Origin of the sequence: Providencia sp. PROV040 (assembly GCF_032706145.1) — a bacterium.
Classification (GTDB): domain Bacteria; phylum Pseudomonadota; class Gammaproteobacteria; order Enterobacterales; family Enterobacteriaceae; genus Providencia; species Providencia hangzhouensis.
Map to the genome: position 1 here is coordinate 2,335,004 of NZ_CP120530.1, position 18,539 is coordinate 2,353,542.

The 18,539-nt window shown below is 38.5% G+C and carries 17 protein-coding genes and 1 tRNA gene; 9 read left to right on the top strand and 9 right to left on the bottom strand.

All coding sequences use genetic code 11. The features are described from left to right. Positions 1-208 precede the first annotated feature (208 nt). Positions 209-1,204 carry a glyceraldehyde-3-phosphate dehydrogenase gene (gene gapA / locus P3L40_RS10720; RefSeq protein WP_004254049.1) on the bottom strand — a complete coding sequence of 332 codons (996 nt, stop codon included), beginning with the start codon at positions 1,202-1,204 and terminating at the stop codon, positions 209-211. A gap of 355 nt (positions 1,205-1,559) precedes the next feature. On the opposite strand from gapA, the gene msrB reads away from it, so the two are divergent. Further along, positions 1,560-1,973 (top strand): peptide-methionine (R)-S-oxide reductase MsrB, encoded by a 414-nt coding sequence (msrB, locus tag P3L40_RS10725; protein ID WP_112307135.1) that lies wholly within the window; start codon positions 1,560-1,562, stop codon positions 1,971-1,973. Between the two features lie 114 nt (positions 1,974-2,087). Beyond that, the gene (locus tag P3L40_RS10730) at positions 2,088-2,393 is read left to right on the top strand and encodes a YeaC family protein (RefSeq protein ID WP_004254056.1); all 306 of its coding nucleotides are present in this window, start codon (positions 2,088-2,090) and stop codon (positions 2,391-2,393) included. A gap of 127 nt (positions 2,394-2,520) precedes the next feature. Here P3L40_RS10730 and pncA read toward each other — a convergent pair whose 3' ends face one another. The 3 genes from pncA to sppA form a co-directional block, all read right to left on the bottom strand. After that, entirely contained in the window at positions 2,521-3,147 is a 627-nt protein-coding gene (pncA, locus tag P3L40_RS10735; protein ID WP_136135286.1) for a bifunctional nicotinamidase/pyrazinamidase, read from the bottom strand. Between the two features lie 26 nt (positions 3,148-3,173). Continuing rightward, the gene (gene ansA / locus P3L40_RS10740; protein ID WP_004254063.1) at positions 3,174-4,193 is read right to left on the bottom strand and encodes an asparaginase; all 1,020 of its coding nucleotides are present in this window, start codon (positions 4,191-4,193) and stop codon (positions 3,174-3,176) included. A gap of 167 nt (positions 4,194-4,360) precedes the next feature. Then, positions 4,361-6,217 (bottom strand): signal peptide peptidase SppA, encoded by a 1,857-nt coding sequence (sppA, locus tag P3L40_RS10745; RefSeq protein ID WP_004254068.1) that lies wholly within the window; start codon positions 6,215-6,217, stop codon positions 4,361-4,363. Positions 6,218-6,688: 471 nt separating this feature from the next. On the opposite strand from sppA, the gene P3L40_RS10750 reads away from it, so the two are divergent. The 3 genes from P3L40_RS10750 to P3L40_RS10760 are packed head-to-tail and all read left to right on the top strand — an operon-like array spanning position 6,689 to position 10,224. Continuing rightward, complete coding sequence (locus P3L40_RS10750; protein ID WP_004254072.1) at positions 6,689-7,240, top strand: NAD(P)H nitroreductase; 552 nt, start codon at positions 6,689-6,691, stop codon at positions 7,238-7,240. Positions 7,241-7,251: 11 nt separating this feature from the next. Continuing rightward, positions 7,252-8,295: a selenide, water dikinase SelD gene (gene selD / locus P3L40_RS10755; protein ID WP_004254077.1), complete on the top strand. Its 1,044-nt coding sequence runs from the start codon at positions 7,252-7,254 to the stop codon at positions 8,293-8,295. A 3-nt stretch (positions 8,296-8,298) separates the two neighbouring features. Next, entirely contained in the window at positions 8,299-10,224 is a 1,926-nt protein-coding gene (locus P3L40_RS10760) for a DNA topoisomerase III (protein ID WP_136135284.1), read from the top strand. Positions 10,225-10,289: 65 nt separating this feature from the next. Here the strand turns inward: P3L40_RS10760 and xthA are convergent, their stop codons facing one another. Then, positions 10,290-11,102, bottom strand: a complete 813-nt coding sequence (xthA, locus tag P3L40_RS10765; protein WP_094960518.1) for an exodeoxyribonuclease III — start codon at positions 11,100-11,102, stop codon at positions 10,290-10,292. A gap of 565 nt (positions 11,103-11,667) precedes the next feature. Between xthA and P3L40_RS10770 the strand changes: the two genes are divergently transcribed. After that, positions 11,668-12,543: a LysR family transcriptional regulator gene (locus P3L40_RS10770; protein ID WP_094960519.1), complete on the top strand. Its 876-nt coding sequence runs from the start codon at positions 11,668-11,670 to the stop codon at positions 12,541-12,543. Between the two features lies 1 nt (position 12,544). Here P3L40_RS10770 and P3L40_RS10775 read toward each other — a convergent pair. The 3 genes from P3L40_RS10775 to P3L40_RS10785 form a co-directional block, all read right to left on the bottom strand. Next, positions 12,545-12,629, bottom strand: a tRNA-Tyr gene (locus P3L40_RS10775). A 162-nt stretch (positions 12,630-12,791) separates the two neighbouring features. Next, positions 12,792-13,640 carry a formyltetrahydrofolate deformylase gene (gene purU, locus P3L40_RS10780; RefSeq protein ID WP_004254090.1) on the bottom strand — a complete coding sequence of 283 codons (849 nt, stop codon included), beginning with the start codon at positions 13,638-13,640 and terminating at the stop codon, positions 12,792-12,794. A 95-nt stretch (positions 13,641-13,735) separates the two neighbouring features. Then, positions 13,736-14,215 carry a YchJ family protein gene (locus P3L40_RS10785; RefSeq protein ID WP_004254092.1) on the bottom strand — a complete coding sequence of 160 codons (480 nt, stop codon included), beginning with the start codon at positions 14,213-14,215 and terminating at the stop codon, positions 13,736-13,738. A gap of 125 nt (positions 14,216-14,340) precedes the next feature. Here P3L40_RS10785 and rssB point away from each other — a divergent pair, with 125 nt between their 5' ends. Further along, the gene (gene rssB / locus P3L40_RS10790; protein WP_094960520.1) at positions 14,341-15,351 is read left to right on the top strand and encodes a two-component system response regulator RssB; all 1,011 of its coding nucleotides are present in this window, start codon (positions 14,341-14,343) and stop codon (positions 15,349-15,351) included. 159 nt (positions 15,352-15,510) lie between these two features. Then, complete coding sequence (gene galU, locus P3L40_RS10795) at positions 15,511-16,431, top strand: UTP--glucose-1-phosphate uridylyltransferase GalU (protein WP_036957689.1); 921 nt, start codon at positions 15,511-15,513, stop codon at positions 16,429-16,431. A gap of 466 nt (positions 16,432-16,897) precedes the next feature. On the opposite strand, the gene hns is transcribed toward galU, so the two are convergent. Beyond that, on the bottom strand, positions 16,898-17,308 hold the full coding sequence (hns, locus tag P3L40_RS10800) for a histone-like nucleoid-structuring protein H-NS (RefSeq protein ID WP_004254106.1): 411 nt from the start codon (positions 17,306-17,308) through the stop codon (positions 16,898-16,900). A 542-nt stretch (positions 17,309-17,850) separates the two neighbouring features. Between hns and P3L40_RS10805 the strand changes: the two genes are divergently transcribed. Then, positions 17,851-18,480 carry a thymidine kinase gene (locus P3L40_RS10805; protein ID WP_004254108.1) on the top strand — a complete coding sequence of 210 codons (630 nt, stop codon included), beginning with the start codon at positions 17,851-17,853 and terminating at the stop codon, positions 18,478-18,480. The last annotated feature ends 59 nt before the right edge of the window (positions 18,481-18,539 follow it).

Genomic DNA, 18,539 nt, shown 5'->3' on the forward strand with positions numbered 1-18,539 from the left:
ACTTAAATTATTTAGAAGTTCCTGTGTGGCATACTTAAAGCCGCAGTGAATCGTATTCGTTCTAAAATAAGTCATGTTTATAGCGTATCCAATAGATGATCAACCATAAGCGATATTGCAGAAAATATGAAGTGTTAATTTGTTATTGGATACGATACAAAAGAGCCGCCAAATTGGCGGCTCAGTTAGACAGATTACATTACAGCTCTTATTTAGAGATGTGAGCGATCAGGTCTAAAACTTTGTTAGAGTAACCCGTTTCGTTGTCATACCAAGAAACTAATTTAACAAAGTTGTCGTTCAGTGCGATACCTGCTTTAGCATCAAATACTGAAGTCAGTTTTTCACCGTTGAAGTCAGTTGATACAACGTCATCTTCAGTGTAACCCAGAACGCCTTTCAGTTCGCCTGCAGCTGCTTCTTTGATCGCATCACAGATTTGAGCATAAGTTGCTGGTTTTTCTAAACGAACAGTTAAATCAACAACTGATACGTTAGGAGTAGGTACACGGAAAGACATACCAGTCAGTTTACCGTTCAGCTCAGGGATAACTTTACCTACGGCTTTAGCAGCACCGGTTGATGAAGGGATGATGTTTTGAGCAGCACCACGACCACCACGCCAGTCTTTGTGTGAAGGACCATCAACAGTTTTTTGTGTTGCAGTTGTTGCGTGAACTGTTGTCATCAGACCTTCAACGATACCGAACTTGTCATTGATAACTTTAGCCAGTGGAGCTAAGCAGTTAGTTGTACAAGATGCGTTAGAAACGATTTCTTGACCTGCGTAAGCTTTGTGGTTAACGCCCATAACGAACATAGGAGTATCATCTTTAGAAGGGCCAGTCAGAACAACTTTCTTAGCGCCAGCTTGGATGTGTTTACGTGCAGTTTCATCAGTTAAGAAGATACCTGTTGCTTCAGCAACGACGTCAACACCGACTTCGTTCCATTTCAGGTTCGCAGGATCTTTTTCTGCTGTTACACGGATTTTTTTGCCGTTTACAACTAGGTGACCATCTTTAACTTCAACAGTACCGTTGAAACGACCATGAGTTGAGTCGTATTTCAGCATGTATGCCATGTATTCTGCATCGAGCAGGTCGTTGATAGCAACGATTTCGATGTCAGAACGCTCTTGTGCAGCACGGAAAACGATACGGCCAATACGACCAAAACCATTAATACCTACTTTGATAGTCATAGTATTTCCACCAGCTATTTATTCGTGAATTAAGTTGTAGTTAAAGTTACCAAAACCTTGCCAGCCGTCAAGCGGAATCGTGTCAATTATTGAAAAAAATCAATTCTGATACCACCAATTGCTTATTTGTCAGCCACTTCAGCGGCAAATACAGCCGCACGTATTATCGGGATTGTACGGCATAATGAAACCATCTATCAGTGATATATGTGATACGGTTCACAAATCAAAACGGAAAGTAAGATGCTTCTTAGTTTAGAATAGTTTTACAGAAAATGTTGTTAATTTTTTGTTGATTGAAATTGATGTATGATAACCATCAACCACTTTAGTTATTTAAATATTTAGGTATGACATGTCAAGTAAAGATAAACAACCTATTGATATTTCAAAATTAAATGAGATGCAGCGTTACGTTACACAGCAAGCAGGTACCGAGCCGCCATTTAGTGGTCAATTATTGCATAACCGTAAAGAAGGTGTGTACGAGTGCTTATGCTGTGGTTCACCTTTATTTATGTCTGAGACCAAATTTGATGCAGGTTGTGGGTGGCCAAGTTTTTACCAACCCGTCAATGAAGAGGCAATCAAATACATTGAGGATTTCTCTCATGGGATGCACCGCATTGAAGTTCGCTGTCAACACTGTAATGCGCATTTAGGGCATGTGTTTCCAGATGGTCCTCAGCCTACTGGTCAGCGTTACTGCATTAATTCAGCATCATTAAGCTTTATTGATGACGATAGCGGTGAAAAGACGCGTGGATAAAGAGCTGAAGTGTGCTGAAACCATTTTTTTAGAATGACAAAAACGATTCAGCTATTGGCTGAAATCAAGAATAATAAAATAATGAGTGAATTATGTATTGGAAGGAGCTTTACCGTGAGCGTTGAAGTCAGTCCTGAGCAACTTGAACAATTATTAGCAGTGATGACCCCTGAAATTTATGAACGCCTTGTGACCGCTGTTGAGCTCGGTAAATGGCCAGATGGTGTGATGTTAACGCCAGAACAAAAAGAACATAGCTTACAAATGGTATTATTGTGGCAGTCACGGCATAACCATGACCCTGAGCATATGACGGTAGGGACTAATGGTGAAATTACGATGAAGAGCAAGCAAGAGCTAAAAACGTTGTTTCAAGGTGAGATGTTAGCAACATTAAAACCGCAAAATAATGATGAATAATGGTTGCTCTAGAGAATAGCTTGTTGATTCAATATGATGCTGCATAGTGACAGTGTCACTAAAACAAGTTTTCTCAATTACTAGATTTTCAATTATTACATGAGAAAACTTGTCCATAAAACATGTCCTAATGCAGGTCGGTTAATGTAATTAACCTCGCACCTTGATTTTGCATTTCGACTAAAGCTTCTTGGCTGTCATTGGCCCCGAGATTGACGCCTCTACAGCCATCGACTAAAACATCTACGGTATAACCTAATTTTAACGCATCTAACACGGTAAATTTGACACAGTAATCCGTCGCAATTCCCATAATAATTAAATGCGAAATATGGTGTTCTTGTAGCCACGCATGTAGGCGCGTTTGGCTAATTTTATCATTATCAAAAAAGGCACTATAGCTATCAACCTGGGGGTTTTCCCCTTTGGTAAAAATTGCACTAATAAGCGATTGATTTAAATTTTTGTGTAATTCAGCGCCATGTTCACCTTGTACGCAATGAATAGGCCACCAAACTTGTGTAATACCATTTAGCTCACCGACTTCGCCAATTTGAGTATTTGAATTGGCCGCGAAACTAAGGTGTGTCGCAGGGTGCCAATCTTGGCTTGCAATGATGTCTATCTGTTTTTGTTGGCAAATATCCATCGCTTTATTAGCAACATCAATAACATGTTCGCTTTCATTTACTGCTAATGTGCCACCCGTGCAGAAATCGTTTTGTAAATCGACTAACAGTAATGCTGCTTTCATTATGTCCTCAGTATGTTATCTGTCTGTTATTCATCAGCATAGCTCAACTCGCCGCGTAAATTATTCTGCATTAACTCACGGATTAAAGCAGGGGTATAATTTTGACTCAGTAAGTAGTGCAATTTACTTAAGGCGGCTTCAAAAGTCATGTCATATCCACTTATCACACCCGCTTCTGCAAGTGCGTGTCCTGTGGCGTAGCCTTCCATATTAACACGGCCAGAAATACATTGTGTCAGGTTCACCACAATAATCCCTCGGTTCGTTGCTTCACGGAGTATGCGCAGTAATTCAGGCTGCTGAGGGGCATTACCGACACCGTAAGAGCGCAATATCAGCGCTTTAACGGGTTGTTGGAGAATGTTGCGTACAATTTCAATTGATAGCCCTGGATAAAGTGTCACAACGCCGATAGGTTGAGGTGTAATTCGGTGACTTTTAAATTCGCCTATACCAATAGGTGCAGGGCACGTATTAAATGAGCGAATATGAATGCCAGCTTCCATTAATGGCGAACAGTTAGGTGAACTGAAAGCATCAAAGCCATCTGCATGGGCCTTAACAGTGCGGTTACCGCGATATAATTTATTATTGAAAAATAATCCCACTTCATTAATGGGGTAGTTTGCTGCTAAATATAATGCATTTAGTAGATTAGTTTGCCCATCAGAACGTAATGCTTCTAACGGGATTTGTGACCCTGTCACTATTACGGGTTTTTTCAAGTTTTCAAACATGAAAGATAACGCTGAGGCGGTGAAAGCCATCGTGTCAGTGCCATGTAATATGACAAACCCATCATAAAGTGGATAGTTCTCACGTATATCATCAGCGATAAGTTGCCAGTCTTCAGGAGTGATATCAGATGAATCAATTAAAGGCTGATGTTCACGGATCGTAAACTCAGGCATTTCAGGGCGGTGAAACTCGGGCATCTGAGCTAACTGAGCTTGCAAATGGCCGGAAACAGGAATATATCCCTGTGGTGAATGGCGCATGCCAATTGTTCCACCAGTGTAAACAACATAAATTGATTTCTTCTGCATCTTATTACCTAATTTATCCAACTTATCGAAGGAGAGTGATTATCAGGATTTTGACGTATTTGTTAGCGTATTACTATCGTTAACTTGCGAATAGTTAGATTGATATGAGGTTATTGATGGGTTTGTGAGAGAAATCCCCTTCATTGAATCTGAAGGGGATTCAGTGATCAGTTAATTTCCGCGCAATTTAAACAAAAAGCATAGCGGTTTTGTGGGTCATTCATTTTTAAGAAAAATTGCGCTTGTTGGCGGATATCCGTCGCGACTGCAGGTGGTAAAAATACGTGTAGCACATCCGGCATGGCGGCTTGAACGTTTGTTGTTAATTCAAGTAACAATTGATCCATAAAGGTCAACTCAGGCTTCATCCAATCTAACTTAACGTCAGTGAGTTTAGCGAGCTCAGCAGCTTTATCTACGGCATTATCAAAATCACCTAGTTGGTCTACAAGACCATTTTTAAGCGCGTCTTGCCCAATCCATACACGGCCTTGAGCGATTTGGTCTATCTCTGCTGGTGTTTTATGGCGAGATTTAGCCACTAAGCCAATAAATGTCTCATAGCCATTCTCAATGGTAATTTGCATCATGTCAGCAAATTGTGGGCTGATCCCTTTAGTCAAAGAAATATCGGCTAATGGCGACGTTGATACGCCATCAGTATATACCCCTATAGAATCTAAAGATTTTTCAAAGGTATTAATTACGCCAAATATACCAATCGAACCAGTCAGCGTGTTTGGACTGGCAATGATATAGTCCGCTGGAGTTGAGACCCAATACCCCCCAGATGCAGCCATTCCCCCCATAGATACAACAACAGGTTTACCTGCAGCATGAGCAGAAGCCAGTTCACTGCGGATCAAATCAGAAGCGCTTACGCTACCACCTGGGCTGTTAACGCGCAAAACTATCGCTTTAATATTATCATCAAGGCGAGCGTCACGAATTTGTGCTGCGATGGTATCGCCTCCTGCAATCCCAGCCGTTTGTGGGCCATCCATGATAGCACCTTGAACGACAATCACGGCGATATTGCCACTTTGATTAGCATTGGTATCTGCTATTTTAGTGGAATAATCATAGATACTAATATTATTGAATTGTTTATCTTCTTTATTCCAGCCAAAGTGTTTACTGAGTAAATCTTCAACTTGTTCGTTAGTATAAAGTTTATCAACCAATTTTTGTTTTAACGCGTATTGTGCGCTATCGCCTTTGACTGAGCGTAATTTCTCTAAAATAGCATCAGCCCCAGGAAAAATTTGTGTGCTGGTCGTATTACGGTTTTTGGCGATTTCTGTGAGGTAATTGTTCCAAAGAGCATCCAGCCACTGTTTATTGGCTAAACGTGCTTCAGGGGACATCTCATCACGCATTAATGGCTCAACCGCTGATTTATAGGTACCAACACGGAAAATATGGCTACTAACTTTAAGTTTTTCTAACAGTGACTTGTAGTAGAGTCCATTCGTTGCAAAACCATATACCCCAACCGCACCTTGCGGTGTGAGGTAAATTTCATCAGCGTAACTGGCGAGGTAGTATTGCGACTGATTATAACTGTTACCAATGGCGTAAACCTGTTTCCCTGAACTTTTAAATTCATTGATTGCTTTACCGATATAAGCTAGAGAGGGCTGATCGGCTCCAGCTAAATCATCTAGGCGTAATACCATCCCTGTAATGCGATCATCATTTGCAGCGGTACGGATGGTATCAACGATGTCGAATAGTGAATTTTCTTGCATTCGGCTGTTTGAGGTACCAAGTAATTCACGGCTCATACGACCAAATGGGTCTGGAGTAGAGACTTGGTCTACGATAACCCCCTGTAAATCCACATACAAAGCACCAAAATAATTTTTTTCGGGTTGAGTCTCTGTCTGATAAAGAGCAATCGACCCAATAACAACAAAAAATAATACTAAGAAAATGGCGTTGAAAACGAATTCCCTAATAAAGTTCAGTGCTCGCCAGCTAATTCTAAAAATGGTAGCGATGATGTCCCATAGTTGACGCATGTTTTCTCCTATCCTACATATTCTGCACCACAAGGGTGTTGGCTTCATTTGTTTGCCGTTGACTTATGGCACAAACTATTTTTGGATATTACATAAATAGTTCTTTCTACAGTTGGGTTACTTCAGCCTGTAGCACGAATTAACAACAATATACTCAAAAGCAAATCTGTTACCCGATCACCACATCGAACACTTGATATCTTAGTTGTATCAATACAATTAGTTGCAATAGCGGGCTATTTTTATGCATAACAAAATTATGATACGCAAGGTACAATGCTTCAATGATATTTTTCACATGTGACAAATGATACAATTCAATGAATTTATAACGTAATTTTACCTAACGAATAACTGTTATTGTTGTATTAGTGTAAGCGATTTTCCTTTAAGCTTAAACAATAGATAGCGTGGGTATAATTATCTAATTGAATGATTATCATATCAGTTTACTCTTAAACGGAGACAAATATGGATGCTTTGACCCTTTTGTTGAACCGCCGTTCAGCTTCAAGACTTACAACACCAGCACCGCAAGGCGAAGAACTCGACAATATACTTGCTGCGGGGATGAGAGCACCTGATCACGGTGCTTTGAAGCCGTGGCATTTTGTTGTCATGCAAAATGAGGGGATTAAACGCTTCAGTGAGCTATTGGAAAAAGCGGCAATTGAAGGGCAATTAGGTGCAGAGGTACAAGAAAAAGCCCGTAATGCCCCTTTTCGTGCCCCATTAATTATTACTGTGATCGCTAAATTAAAAGATCATCCGAAAATACCACAATGGGAACAATTAGTTGCTGCGAGCTGTACGGTACAAGCAATGCAGATGGCAGCAGTAGCTCAAGGTTTTGGCGGTATATGGCGCTCAGGTTCATGGACAGAAGATGCTGTGGTTCGTGCTGGATTAGGTTGTGGAGATAATGACCGCATTGTTGGGTTCCTTTATTTAGGAACTCCAGAGCTTAAAGCGCCAGTAAAAGTACAAGCTCCTGATATGACAGGCTATGTATCTCACTTCTAAAGAGAATAATAATGACTGAAAAAATTAGATTAACTCAATATAGTCATGGTGCTGGTTGCGGTTGTAAAATTGCACCGAAAGTATTAGAGCAAATTCTGCACACAGAGCAAGCAAAATTTCATGATCCACATTTGTTAGTTGGTAATGAAACTAAAGATGATGCGGCCGTTTATGATTTAGGTAATGGAATAGGCATCATCAGCACAACAGACTTTTTCATGCCGATCGTTGACTCCCCATTTGAATTTGGTCGTATTGCAGCAACCAACGCGATTAGCGATATTTTTGCAATGGGTGGTAAGCCAATTATGGCCATTGCTATTTTAGGCTGGCCAATTGCGAAGTTACCACCGGAAGTGGCTCGTGAGGTGATTGAAGGTGGACGAGCAGCTTGTGCTGATGCGGGTATCTCGTTAGCTGGTGGCCATTCTATTGATGCACCTGAGCCTATTTTTGGTTTGGCGGTTACGGGTGTTGTGAATACGGAGTATGTGAAGAAAAATAGTGCCGCAACAGCGGGGTGCGAATTGTTCTTGACGAAACCGCTTGGAATTGGTGTTTTGACAACAGCAGAGAAAAAAGGGGTGCTTGCGCCGGAACATCAACACTTAGCGGCAGAAACCATGTGCCAAATGAATAAGCTAGGTGCGGTGGTTGCGCCTTTAGATGGTGTGACGGCAATGACTGACGTGACTGGTTTCGGTTTATTAGGTCATTTAAGTGAGATTTGCGAAGGATCTAAAGTTCGTGCTGAAATCTCCTTTAGTAAAGTTCCTAAATTAGCCAATGTCGAAAAATATATTGAAGCAGGTTGTGTTCCTGGGGGAACCACTCGTAACTTTGACAGTTATGGGCACCTTATTGGCCCTATGAGTGATATGCAGCGTCAACTACTGTGTGATCCTCAAACTTCTGGCGGCTTACTTATTGCAGTAAAACCTTCCGAAGTCTCTAAAATTAAAGAGATTGCACAGCAGCAAGGTGTTTTGTTACAGTCTATCGGTAAATTATTACCCCATCAGGATAATGTTCCTTTAGTTGAAGTGATAGATTAATTTATGCGTTTGTTTATTGCGGAAAAACCGAGCCTTGCAAGGGCCATTGCAGATGTATTACCAAAGCCCCATAAACGAGGTGATGGTTTTATTCAATGTGGTGATGGCCAAACTGTAACATGGTGTATTGGCCATCTTTTAGAGCAGGCGGAACCCGATGCTTATGAACCTCGGTATGCACGATGGAATCTTCAGGATTTGCCAATTATCCCTGATAAGTGGCAATTGAAGCCCCGTCCCGCAGTAACTAAACAATTAAAAACTATTGAAACATTGCTGAAGCAAGCCTCAATAGTTGTCCATGCAGGAGACCCCGATAGAGAAGGTCAATTGCTGGTGGACGAAGTGCTTGACTTTTTAAAGCTCGACCCTGAAAAACGTAGAGAAGTAAAACGTTGTTTAATCAATGACCTTAACCCGCAAGCCGTTGAGCGGGCAATTGAGCGTTTGAGAGAAAATCGTGAGTTTATTCCTCTTTGTGTCTCTGCCTTAGCAAGAGCACGGGCAGATTGGTTGTATGGCATCAATATGACCCGTGCTTATACGTTATTAGGGCAACGAGGAGGCTATCAAGGCGTTCTTTCTGTAGGGCGGGTACAAACTCCGGTATTGGGGTTAGTTGTTAGGCGCGACGAAGAAATAGAAAACTTTGTACCTAAAGACTATTTTGAGGTTAAAGCTCATATTGTTACGCCAAAGGATGAGCGCTTTGTAGCGATATGGCAGCCAAGCGACTCCTGTATTGACTATCAGGATGAAGAAGGGCGTTTATTCCATCGACCGCTTGCAGAGCATGTGGTATCGCGTATTGAGGGCAAACCTGCCATAGTGACGCAATATCAGGACAAGCGCGAATCAGAAATTGCACCGTTGCCTTTCTCTTTATCTTCTTTGCAGATTGAAGCTGCCAAAAAATATGCGTTGAGCGCTCAAGAAGTATTGGACATTTGCCAACGTTTATATGAAACACATAAGTTGATTACTTATCCACGTTCAGATAGCCGTTATTTACCGGATGAACATTTTGCAGGGAGACACAGTGTCTTGAATGCAATTGCGGTGCATCAACCAGACCTCACTGAATTTGAATTACCTGAGCTGGATAAAAAGAACCGGTGTTGGGATGATAAAAAAGTCGATGCTCACCATGCCATTATCCCAACAGCAAAAACGGCAGTAGTAAAGTTAACTGAAAATGAAAGTAAAATTTACCAATTGATTGCGCGTCAATATATTATTCAGTTTATGCCCGATGCGGTTTACCGTAAGTGTACAATTGATCTAGAAATTGAAAAGGGTAAATTTATCGCAAAAGCTCGATTTCTTGCTGAAGCAGGTTGGCGAGTCGTATTGGGCAATAAAGAGCGCGATGCTGAAAACGATGGTATGCCACTGCCAGTTGTGAGTAAGAATGATGAGTTGTTATGTGAAAAAGGGGAAGTGGTTGAACGGCAAACGCAGCCTCCACGTCCTTTTACGGATGCAACGTTATTATCAGCAATGACTGGGATCGCTCGTTTTGTACAAGATAAAGCATTAAAAAAAGTATTGCGAGAAACGGATGGGCTTGGTACAGAAGCGACTAGAGCCGGTATCATTGACTTACTATTCAAACGCCAATTTCTCTACAAAAAAGGGCGTTATATTCATTCCTCGCCTGCGGGAAGGGCTCTAATTCATGTTTTACCCGATATGGCAACATTACCAGATATGACAGCCCATTGGGAGTCAGTATTAACCCAAATTAGTGAAAAACAATCACGTTATGATGATTTTATGCATCCACTAAGCCAAACGCTAATGCAATTAATTCACCATGCACGTCAGTTTACAAATTTGAGGGCATTTCGAGAACTCCCCGCTCCATCAGTAAAAACGGGAAAAAAACAAGTAAAAGCGGGTAAGAAAACAAAAAAGAAACAGGATTAGTTGAGTCTGGTAAATCAATAAAAGGCGCTTAAGGCGCCTTTTTGCATTATGACAAGTAAGAAAGTTTACTTTGAGAGGTCAAATTCAGACCATACAGGTGCGTGGTCTGATGGCTTTTCCATCCCGCGGATTTCGTAATCAATACCCGTTGCAATACAACGCTCAGCGAGTTTATTGGAGGCCAGTAATAAATCGATACGTAGGCCACGGTTATCATCGAAGCCTTTCGAACGGTAGTCAAACCATGAGTAGCAATCAGAAACATCAGGGTTTTTTGCACGATATGTATCGACTAAACCCCAGCCTAATAATTTAGCTAACCACTCACGCTCTTCGGGTAAAAAAGAGCATTTTCCGGTTTTTAACCAACGTTTACGGTTTGCATCACCGATACCAATATCAAGATCGGTTGGGCTGATATTCATGTCACCCATAATGAGCAACTGTGACTCTGCCGTTTGTGTTGATGTGATGTAATTTTGTAAATCTTGATAAAATTTTTCTTTTGCCGGAAATTTTGTTGGGTGGTCACGGCTTTCTCCTTGAGGAAAATAACCATTTACAACCGTCAATGGGCCGCGATCTGTTTGGATATCAGCCATGATAATGCGACGCTGTGCATCGTCATCGTCAGTTGGAAAACCTTTACGGACAGCAAGAGGCTCATTTTTAGTTAATAGAGCTACGCCATAATGCGCTTTTTGACCGTGATAAAAAACATGATAGCCGAGCTGACTAACTTCTTCATAAGGAAACATATCATCATGGACTTTGGTTTCTTGTAAGCCAATAACCTCAGGTTGATGTTTTTCGATGATTGCAGCGAGTTGGTGAGGGCGAGCTCGAAGGCCATTAATATTGAACGATATGAATTTCATGGTTTTTTATCACCTAGTTTTATGATTATTATGCTTATTCTACCAGATGGTAGCAATACTGTAACCCCGCGGAGTATGTTTCAACGGTTAGATTGTTTTAAAGACGATAATGACTATGATAAAAATGCTCATGGCTTAACTTATTCTTGGTATAGTATCAAAATTCAGTGGTTAATATAAAAATAATAATAAATTTAATTAATCAAAAAATATTATGGCCAATTAAATTTATTATGGGTGCTAGAGTTTAGTTTTCTATTAAAGCTAAATTAATAATATCATTATTAACTAGTTTTAATTTCATTTAAAGTCAATTGGTTATTTATATTTTAATGTGATTTAATAGTGGGGGAATAAAAAATAATCAATCGAAACAATATAATATATTGCTTTGTAATGATGGAAATTATAAAAATACTTTTATGAAATATTGTTAATCATTCAATAAAAAATCAAGTTTGATTTTTTATTTTGTGAATTAATTTCTGGGTTAATCAATATAATTATTAATGAGAAAGTTAAGTATGTTGATTAATATTTTAATAAACTGAATGGGGTCATAGATATGTTCTTTTCAAGAAAATTAGAGGCGTTTATGGCGGTTGTTGAGAATGGCTCGTTAAGCAAGGCTGCAAGAGTGATGAACCGTACGACACCTCCCATCGCGAAGTCAATCAAAGACTTTGAGACAAGCCTAGGAAAACGGCTTTTTAAACGAGAAAAATTTGGAATGACATTAACTAAGGATGGCCAAGAACTTTATAACGATCTAAGAGATCTTTATTTACAGGAGAAAGAAATAACAAAAAAACATTTTTCTGGTTATATAATAAATGAGGCTAATATTTATTATGATTGGGGTAAGGAAAGCCATTTAATTAATTTATATCAATCAGCACATCAAAATAATGTGCAAGTAAATATATTAAGGTTTAATTATGATGAAGTAGATGAAATTGTCGATTATGATGGTAATACACTTATTCTTAGCTCTGAACAAGTTGTCAGTGAGCGATTTTCATTACAAAAAATAATAGAAAACTCACCATTAGGTATCTATTGTAGGAAAGAACTTTATGAAAAATTCCATTATGATCTTGTTACACTATTACAAAAAAGTACATGGCTATGTGATCCCGCATTTTATAAAAGTTCATTAATGAGCGATTTATTAGCAAAAATTGAAACGGTTGATAATAAAACGAGTGTGAGACAAATGGATAATATTGGTTGTTGCCAAAGTTTCATTCAAGATGGTGATTTTATAGGCATAATAGACCATTATCCAGAAGAAGAATTGATTGATAAATCATTGATTTATATACCATTGAATAAAATTTTGGGGAAAAGTGTGTGTTATATCTATAAATCAAAATCACACTCAAGTGTGTTAAATCGTTTTATGGGAGTTGTTGATAAACTAGGAGGTGAAATCAATTAAATGGTGGTGGGAGAAGGATTCGAACCTTCGAAGTCTGTGACGGCAGATTTACAGTCTGCTCCCTTTGGCCGCTTGGGTATCCCACCAGATTTTGAGTTGCTGTAATCATTGACAGCGGGCGGCATCATATCAAATGACGCGCCGCTGTAAAGCATTAATTTTCAATAAAATGGTTGTTTGCTGTTTTTTTATTCTTAATGCGTGTTAAATCAACAAAGTGTTGTTAAATAAGCCGCTATATTATTGGCTTATAAAATAATGGTGCGATTACCATATACAAATACACGTTGAGCTAAGACCCAATAGAGAGCATGGCTTAGTACATTTTTTTCAACATCACGCCCTGCACGCATCATATCATCGGCTGTGAATGTATGGTCTACATTAATCACATTCTGTGTAATGATTGGTCCTTCATCAAGGTTATCATTAACAAAGTGCGCAGTAGCCCCAATAATTTTTACGCCACGCTCATAAGCTTGGTGATAAGGGCGGGCACCAATAAATGCAGGTAAAAACGAGTGGTGAATATTGATAATTTGGTTTGGATAATGCTGCACAAATGCAGGCGTTAATACACGCATATATTTAGCTAAGACAACATAATCAGGCTGATATTGGTCTATCTGCGCTGTCATTTTTTCGTCATGTTGTTCGCGTGTTAGGCCTTCATGGCTAATATGGTGGAATGGAATGCCAAATTGTTCGACTAAGTTTTTTAGCGTGTCGTGGTTTCCAATAACCGCTGCAATTTCAACATCTAAGCCATCATAAGCACTCTTCATGAGCAGGTCGCCCAAACAATGTGCTTCTTTTGTAACCATAACGACAATACGACGACGACCCGCTGTGTTTAATTCACGTTGAGATCCAACTGGTAATGCATCATCGAGGTCAGCTAATAATGTTTCATCGTTGAAAATTCCCTCTAACTCAGTTCTCATAAAGAAACGGCCAGTGTGATGATCAACAAACTCATTATTTTGTACAATGTTGAGTTGGTGCTTATAGCAAATATTGGTGATTTTCGCGATTAATCCTTTCGCGTCAGGGCAAATTGTCCTGAGAATTTTTTTCTGTACAATTTTGTGTTGCATGAAACAGCCTAATCCTTAACTAACAAAGCGATATGAAAAAATGACGGATTGAGTATCAAATGTGTCTCATTAGACAGGCATTAAATAAAGGGTAATTAGTCTGGATGACCACACTTTTTATATTTTTGACCAGAGCCACAGGGGCATAAATCATTACGACCGACTTTGGGGGTAATGCCGTCTATATAATACCAACACGAATCCATCTTAATAAAACGCGAACGTTCATGAATAAGCTGCTTATGATCAGCTTTTTCATCAATAAAGCAAGCCGAAAATTCGACATAAGCTTCATTGGGATTTTTAGCATAAGAAGAACTAATAACACGAAGACCAAACCAGTGTGTTTTCGGAAAACTATTGACTATTTCTTGATGCCATTCTTGAGCATGGCAATCTGGGTGCCATGTTTTAATAAGATAATCGACGTCTTGGTGTACATAAGCACTATACCTTGAACGCATAAGTTGCTCTGGTGTCTGTGGAATAGCTTTCCCTTGTAAAAAAGGAGCGCAGCATTGCTCAAATTGTGCTTCGTTGCCACAGTAACACCTATCTTCTACTTGTGATTTCATAACACTCTCTATAAAAATAAGTATAAGATTGAAAAGTCACTATACTTAAATGATGGCGAATAAATGATTTTATCGTATGAATAATTGTATTGTTAATTAAACCAGGCTTTTGCAGTAGGTATCTTATGAAAAATAGAAAAATACTCATAATAGAAGACGAAATCACCTTCTGTACAATTTTAAAAAACTACCTAGAAACGCTGGGTATTGAGATCTATACCGCAGATAATGGTCAATTAGCAATAGAGATGTTAACAATAGACCGTATCAAACCTGATATCATTCTATGTGACTTAAATATGCCTGTCATGAATGGTGAAGCGTTTATGAAAGCGTTAGTTGCGCGTAATATTGATATTCCTGTCATTGTGATTACAGCAACAACAGATTTCACTCAGTTAGATAGAATGTTTCGCTTAGGTGCAAAGGATGCTTTGTTAAAGCCAATAAAAAATTTAGATGAAGTTAAAGTGACAATCCTTTCTGCGTTGTATCCTGAGCAAAATAGCCTAACAGAGCTGTTAGGAGAGGAAATCCCTCAGATTTCGACACTAATGCAAAACGATACTCAAGAACTGTTAGCGGTATTGAAACAGTTACAACCACCAGTACATCAAATTATAAATAATTACCGAATTAACTATCGCCAACTTAATGAGGCTAACCGTTTTGGATTATTATTAGACCTAGCGCCCATTTCAGACAGCCAAATAGGTTTTTACTGTATTGATACTGAGCGCTCTCCTCAAGAAGGCATTATGGCTGCTTTTTTGATTAGAGTCGTGTTCAATGATCTCTTGAAAAGTGCGGTAAGCCACCCAGAAAAAAAATTACCCAATATTGATAGAATTATTAACCAAATAAATTATTTACTGGAAGATTCGGGGTTTAGTGGCCAGTTTCCGCTATTATTGGGGTATTTTAATACACGGAATAAAGCGATTATTATGGCGAGTGCAGGTTTAGAAGCGGATATAACGACAGAAAATACGCATGTTAAGTTATCTAGAAGCCTTCCTTTAGGAGCGTTGAAATTTTACCAATCTAATCATTTAGAGGTAAAAGGAAATGCTTGGCAGTGTTTAATTCGCAATAATAGCCAGAAAATAAAACTAATGTTTAACCCCGAAACATAGTTATTACCTAAAATGTATACTCTTTTAATCTGAATAACTCTATTCGGACTCGTCGCTATTTATTCATGAACATTTCCTGATATACTTCTGCGCACTTAAAATGCCTCTTGTTACTTTAGTAAAATTCGAGAGGCTAAGATGATATCTGGAGTGATAAAAATGACACAGCGCAAGGTGCGTAAAGCGGTAATCCCAGTTGCGGGCTTAGGGACTCGTATGCTTCCTGCAACAAAGGCAATCCCAAAAGAAATGTTACCAATAGTTGATAAGCCACTTATTCAATATGTTGTTAATGAGTGTATCGCTGCTGGGATCAATGAAATTGTTTTAGTGACACATTCATCAAAAAATTCCATTGAAAACCACTTTGACACAAGCTTTGAGTTAGAGGCTATCTTGGAAGCGCGTGTTAAGCGCCAGTTATTGGATGAGGTTCAATCTATTTGCCCAAGCCACGTAACGATTATGCAAACACGACAAGGAATAGCAAAAGGATTAGGTCATGCAATTTTGTGTGCTAAACCTTTAGTCGGTGAAGAGCCTTTTGCGGTTATTTTACCCGATGTCATTTTAGACCGTTACAGTACAGATTTAACCAAATTTAACTTGCGTGAAATGCTAGAACAATATGAGTCAACAGGCGCAAGTCAAATTTTAGTTGAACCAGTCCCTGAAGAAGATGTATCTAACTATGGTATTGTGGATTGTAATGGAGAAATGTTAGAACCTGGAGATAGTAAAAGAATTATTCGTATGGTTGAAAAACCAAAACGTGAAGAAGCTCCATCTAATTTATCTATTGTTGGCCGTTATGTTTTATCTGAAAAGATTTGGGATGCATTAGCCAAAACAGCGCCAGGTGCTGGGGATGAAATACAATTAACCGATGCTATTGCATTAATGATGGAAAATAATGAGCCAGTAGAGGCCTACCACTTATGTGGTAAAAGTCATGACTGTGGAAATAAATTAGGTTATATGAAAGCGTTCGTTGAATATGGAATGCAGCATGATGCACTGGGAGATGAGTTTACCCAGTGGCTGAAGAAATTATCAGTATCATTGAATTCAGCAAAATAAAATTCCGCAATAAATTTTATTAAAGGCTAACTTAATTTGTTAGCCTTTTTTTATACGTAGATAAATAAATTATTAACAAAAATACCAAGTATAAAGAGGAACACTCTGACTTGAGCTGTTCAGTCTGTACACGTTATAAGTGGTGAGAGTACAAAAATTAGCATACAACTTCATTACATAAATAGAATCACTGAAAAATATTTAAGTTTATCTAATTAAGCTTACATATCTTTACTGCTATGCTTTTATTTATCATGATTATTTGGTAGATGGCGTAATACGTCGTAACAGCTTAAAACAGAACAGTTAATTGAAGTAGGGAGCGGCAGTTATGCGGTTTTAGTGCTAAAGACTGTAGCTATAATAGATAAGGGCTTTTTCTTAGTGCAGGTTAATATAAATAATATATAAAGGATTAAATAAAAACACCCTTATAAAAGGGTGTTTAAAATACATGTTGAGGCTATTAGATTAAGAAATCATCCAAAGATTTGCCTTGTTCTTCAATGGCAACCTTGATTACTGCTGGAGTACGGCCTTGGCCTGTCCAAGTTTTGGTTTCGCCATTTTCATCAACATATTTATATTTAGCTGGACGTGCAGCGCGTTTAGCACGAGTGCTAGTGCTTTTACCTGAATCCATTGTTTGCAGAAGGTCATTTAAATCTACGCCTTGCTCAAGGATCATTTCACGAACTTTTTCCAATTTACGGTTACGTTCTTCTAATTCCGCGCGAGCTTGGCTTTCTTCATCACGACGTTCTTCAACAACGACGGTTAATTTTTCCAGCATTTCTTCTAAAGATTCTAAAGTTACTTCGCGAGCTTGAGCACGAAGAGTACGGATGTTATTTAACGCTTTTAATGATTCGCTCATTTTCCTGGTCTCAAATTATTTGTTGGCATGTGTACAGTAATAATAGAATGCTATTTTAAATTCTGCAATAGCTAAATTACATCCTTAATTTAAAAGTAATCTTTAACGAATGCAATTTTTTTACAAAAGAAAAATAAACTTTTCGTAGATATATATATAGCTATTATCAATAACTGAAATAAACGAAAAATAGGAATAAGCTAAAATCTTAGTGATTAAATAATTCAAAAAAGAAGAGGAGGGTCTCATTTTACTTTTACTCGGAATGAATTGAAGGGATAGACTCGCTTAAATTTTCTTTTTTTGATGATGTTTTTTAGCGGAATGTGCTTTAGTTGAAACTGTTTATAGTTAATATCAAATTGGTTTTTTTGCCCGCAAGCTAAGCAATATTTGCAATAAGGTATAAGCAATAAGGTATAAACTGAACTGGGAAAAGTTCAATTTTCAATAAGTAAACAGCATCTACACCATTATTGTTAATCCTAAAGCTAGTTTTATGGTAAAATTATTACGTATATTAATTTTGAGGGAACAGCCAAATGGCTCAGCTTTACTTTTATTATTCAGCTATGAATGCGGGAAAATCAACGTCATTATTGCAATCATCGTATAACTATAATGAAAGAGGGATGCGTACGGTTATTTTTACAGCAGAGATAGATAACCGTTTTGAACAAGGAAAAGTCTCATCGCGCATAGGCTTATCAGCGGAAGCGTTATTATACTCAACAACAACAAATATGGCTGAACTGATAAAAAAAGAAAATAGTGAACAAAAAGTCCATTGTGTTCTTATTGATGAATGCCAATTCCTAACAAAAAAACAAGTTGAAGAATTATGTGACATAGTTGATAACGAGGATATTCCAGTTTTATGCTATGGGTTGCGTACCGATTTTGCAGGGCAATTATTTGAGGGCAGTCAATACTTGCTTGCTTGGGCTGATAAATTAGTTGAGCTAAAAACAGTTTGTTATTGCGGACGTAAGGCGAGTAAGGTATTGCGTATAGGAAGTGATGGGGTGCCTGTATATGAAGGCCTACAAGTCGATATAGGCGGTAATGAAAAGTATATCTCTGTTTGTCGTAAACACTATTCAGAAGCAATAAAACAGGCTCAGTTGATGAATGAAGGCGTTATACCTAAGAAACCACTCCATTTTAGGTAAACAGAAATAATCTAGTGTAGAGAATAAAACAGGATTCAGTTATCGGATATTATGGCTAT

Bases quoted from the DNA above. Each gene is read 5' to 3' on its own strand.
- rssB (WP_094960520.1), top strand. From the start codon at position 14,341: ATGAAAAATAGAAAAATACTCATAATAGAAGACGAAATCACCTTCTGT.
- msrB (WP_112307135.1), top strand. From the start codon at position 1,560: ATGTCAAGTAAAGATAAACAACCTATTGATATTTCAAAATTAAATGAG.
- sppA (WP_004254068.1), bottom strand. From the start codon at position 6,217: ATGCGTCAACTATGGGACATCATCGCTACCATTTTTAGAATTAGCTGG.
- pncA (WP_136135286.1), bottom strand. From the start codon at position 3,147: ATGAAAGCAGCATTACTGTTAGTCGATTTACAAAACGATTTCTGCACG.
- P3L40_RS10750 (WP_004254072.1), top strand. From the start codon at position 6,689: ATGGATGCTTTGACCCTTTTGTTGAACCGCCGTTCAGCTTCAAGACTT.
- xthA (WP_094960518.1), bottom strand. From the start codon at position 11,102: ATGAAATTCATATCGTTCAATATTAATGGCCTTCGAGCTCGCCCTCAC.
- P3L40_RS10785 (WP_004254092.1), bottom strand. From the start codon at position 14,215: ATGAAATCACAAGTAGAAGATAGGTGTTACTGTGGCAACGAAGCACAA.
- hns (WP_004254106.1), bottom strand. From the start codon at position 17,308: ATGAGCGAATCATTAAAAGCGTTAAATAACATCCGTACTCTTCGTGCT.
- P3L40_RS10760 (WP_136135284.1), top strand. From the start codon at position 8,299: ATGCGTTTGTTTATTGCGGAAAAACCGAGCCTTGCAAGGGCCATTGCA.
- selD (WP_004254077.1), top strand. From the start codon at position 7,252: ATGACTGAAAAAATTAGATTAACTCAATATAGTCATGGTGCTGGTTGC.
- purU (WP_004254090.1), bottom strand. From the start codon at position 13,640: ATGCAACACAAAATTGTACAGAAAAAAATTCTCAGGACAATTTGCCCT.
- ansA (WP_004254063.1), bottom strand. From the start codon at position 4,193: ATGCAGAAGAAATCAATTTATGTTGTTTACACTGGTGGAACAATTGGC.
- P3L40_RS10805 (WP_004254108.1), top strand. From the start codon at position 17,851: ATGGCTCAGCTTTACTTTTATTATTCAGCTATGAATGCGGGAAAATCA.
- gapA (WP_004254049.1), bottom strand. From the start codon at position 1,204: ATGACTATCAAAGTAGGTATTAATGGTTTTGGTCGTATTGGCCGTATC.
- P3L40_RS10770 (WP_094960519.1), top strand. From the start codon at position 11,668: ATGTTCTTTTCAAGAAAATTAGAGGCGTTTATGGCGGTTGTTGAGAAT.
- galU (WP_036957689.1), top strand. From the start codon at position 15,511: ATGACACAGCGCAAGGTGCGTAAAGCGGTAATCCCAGTTGCGGGCTTA.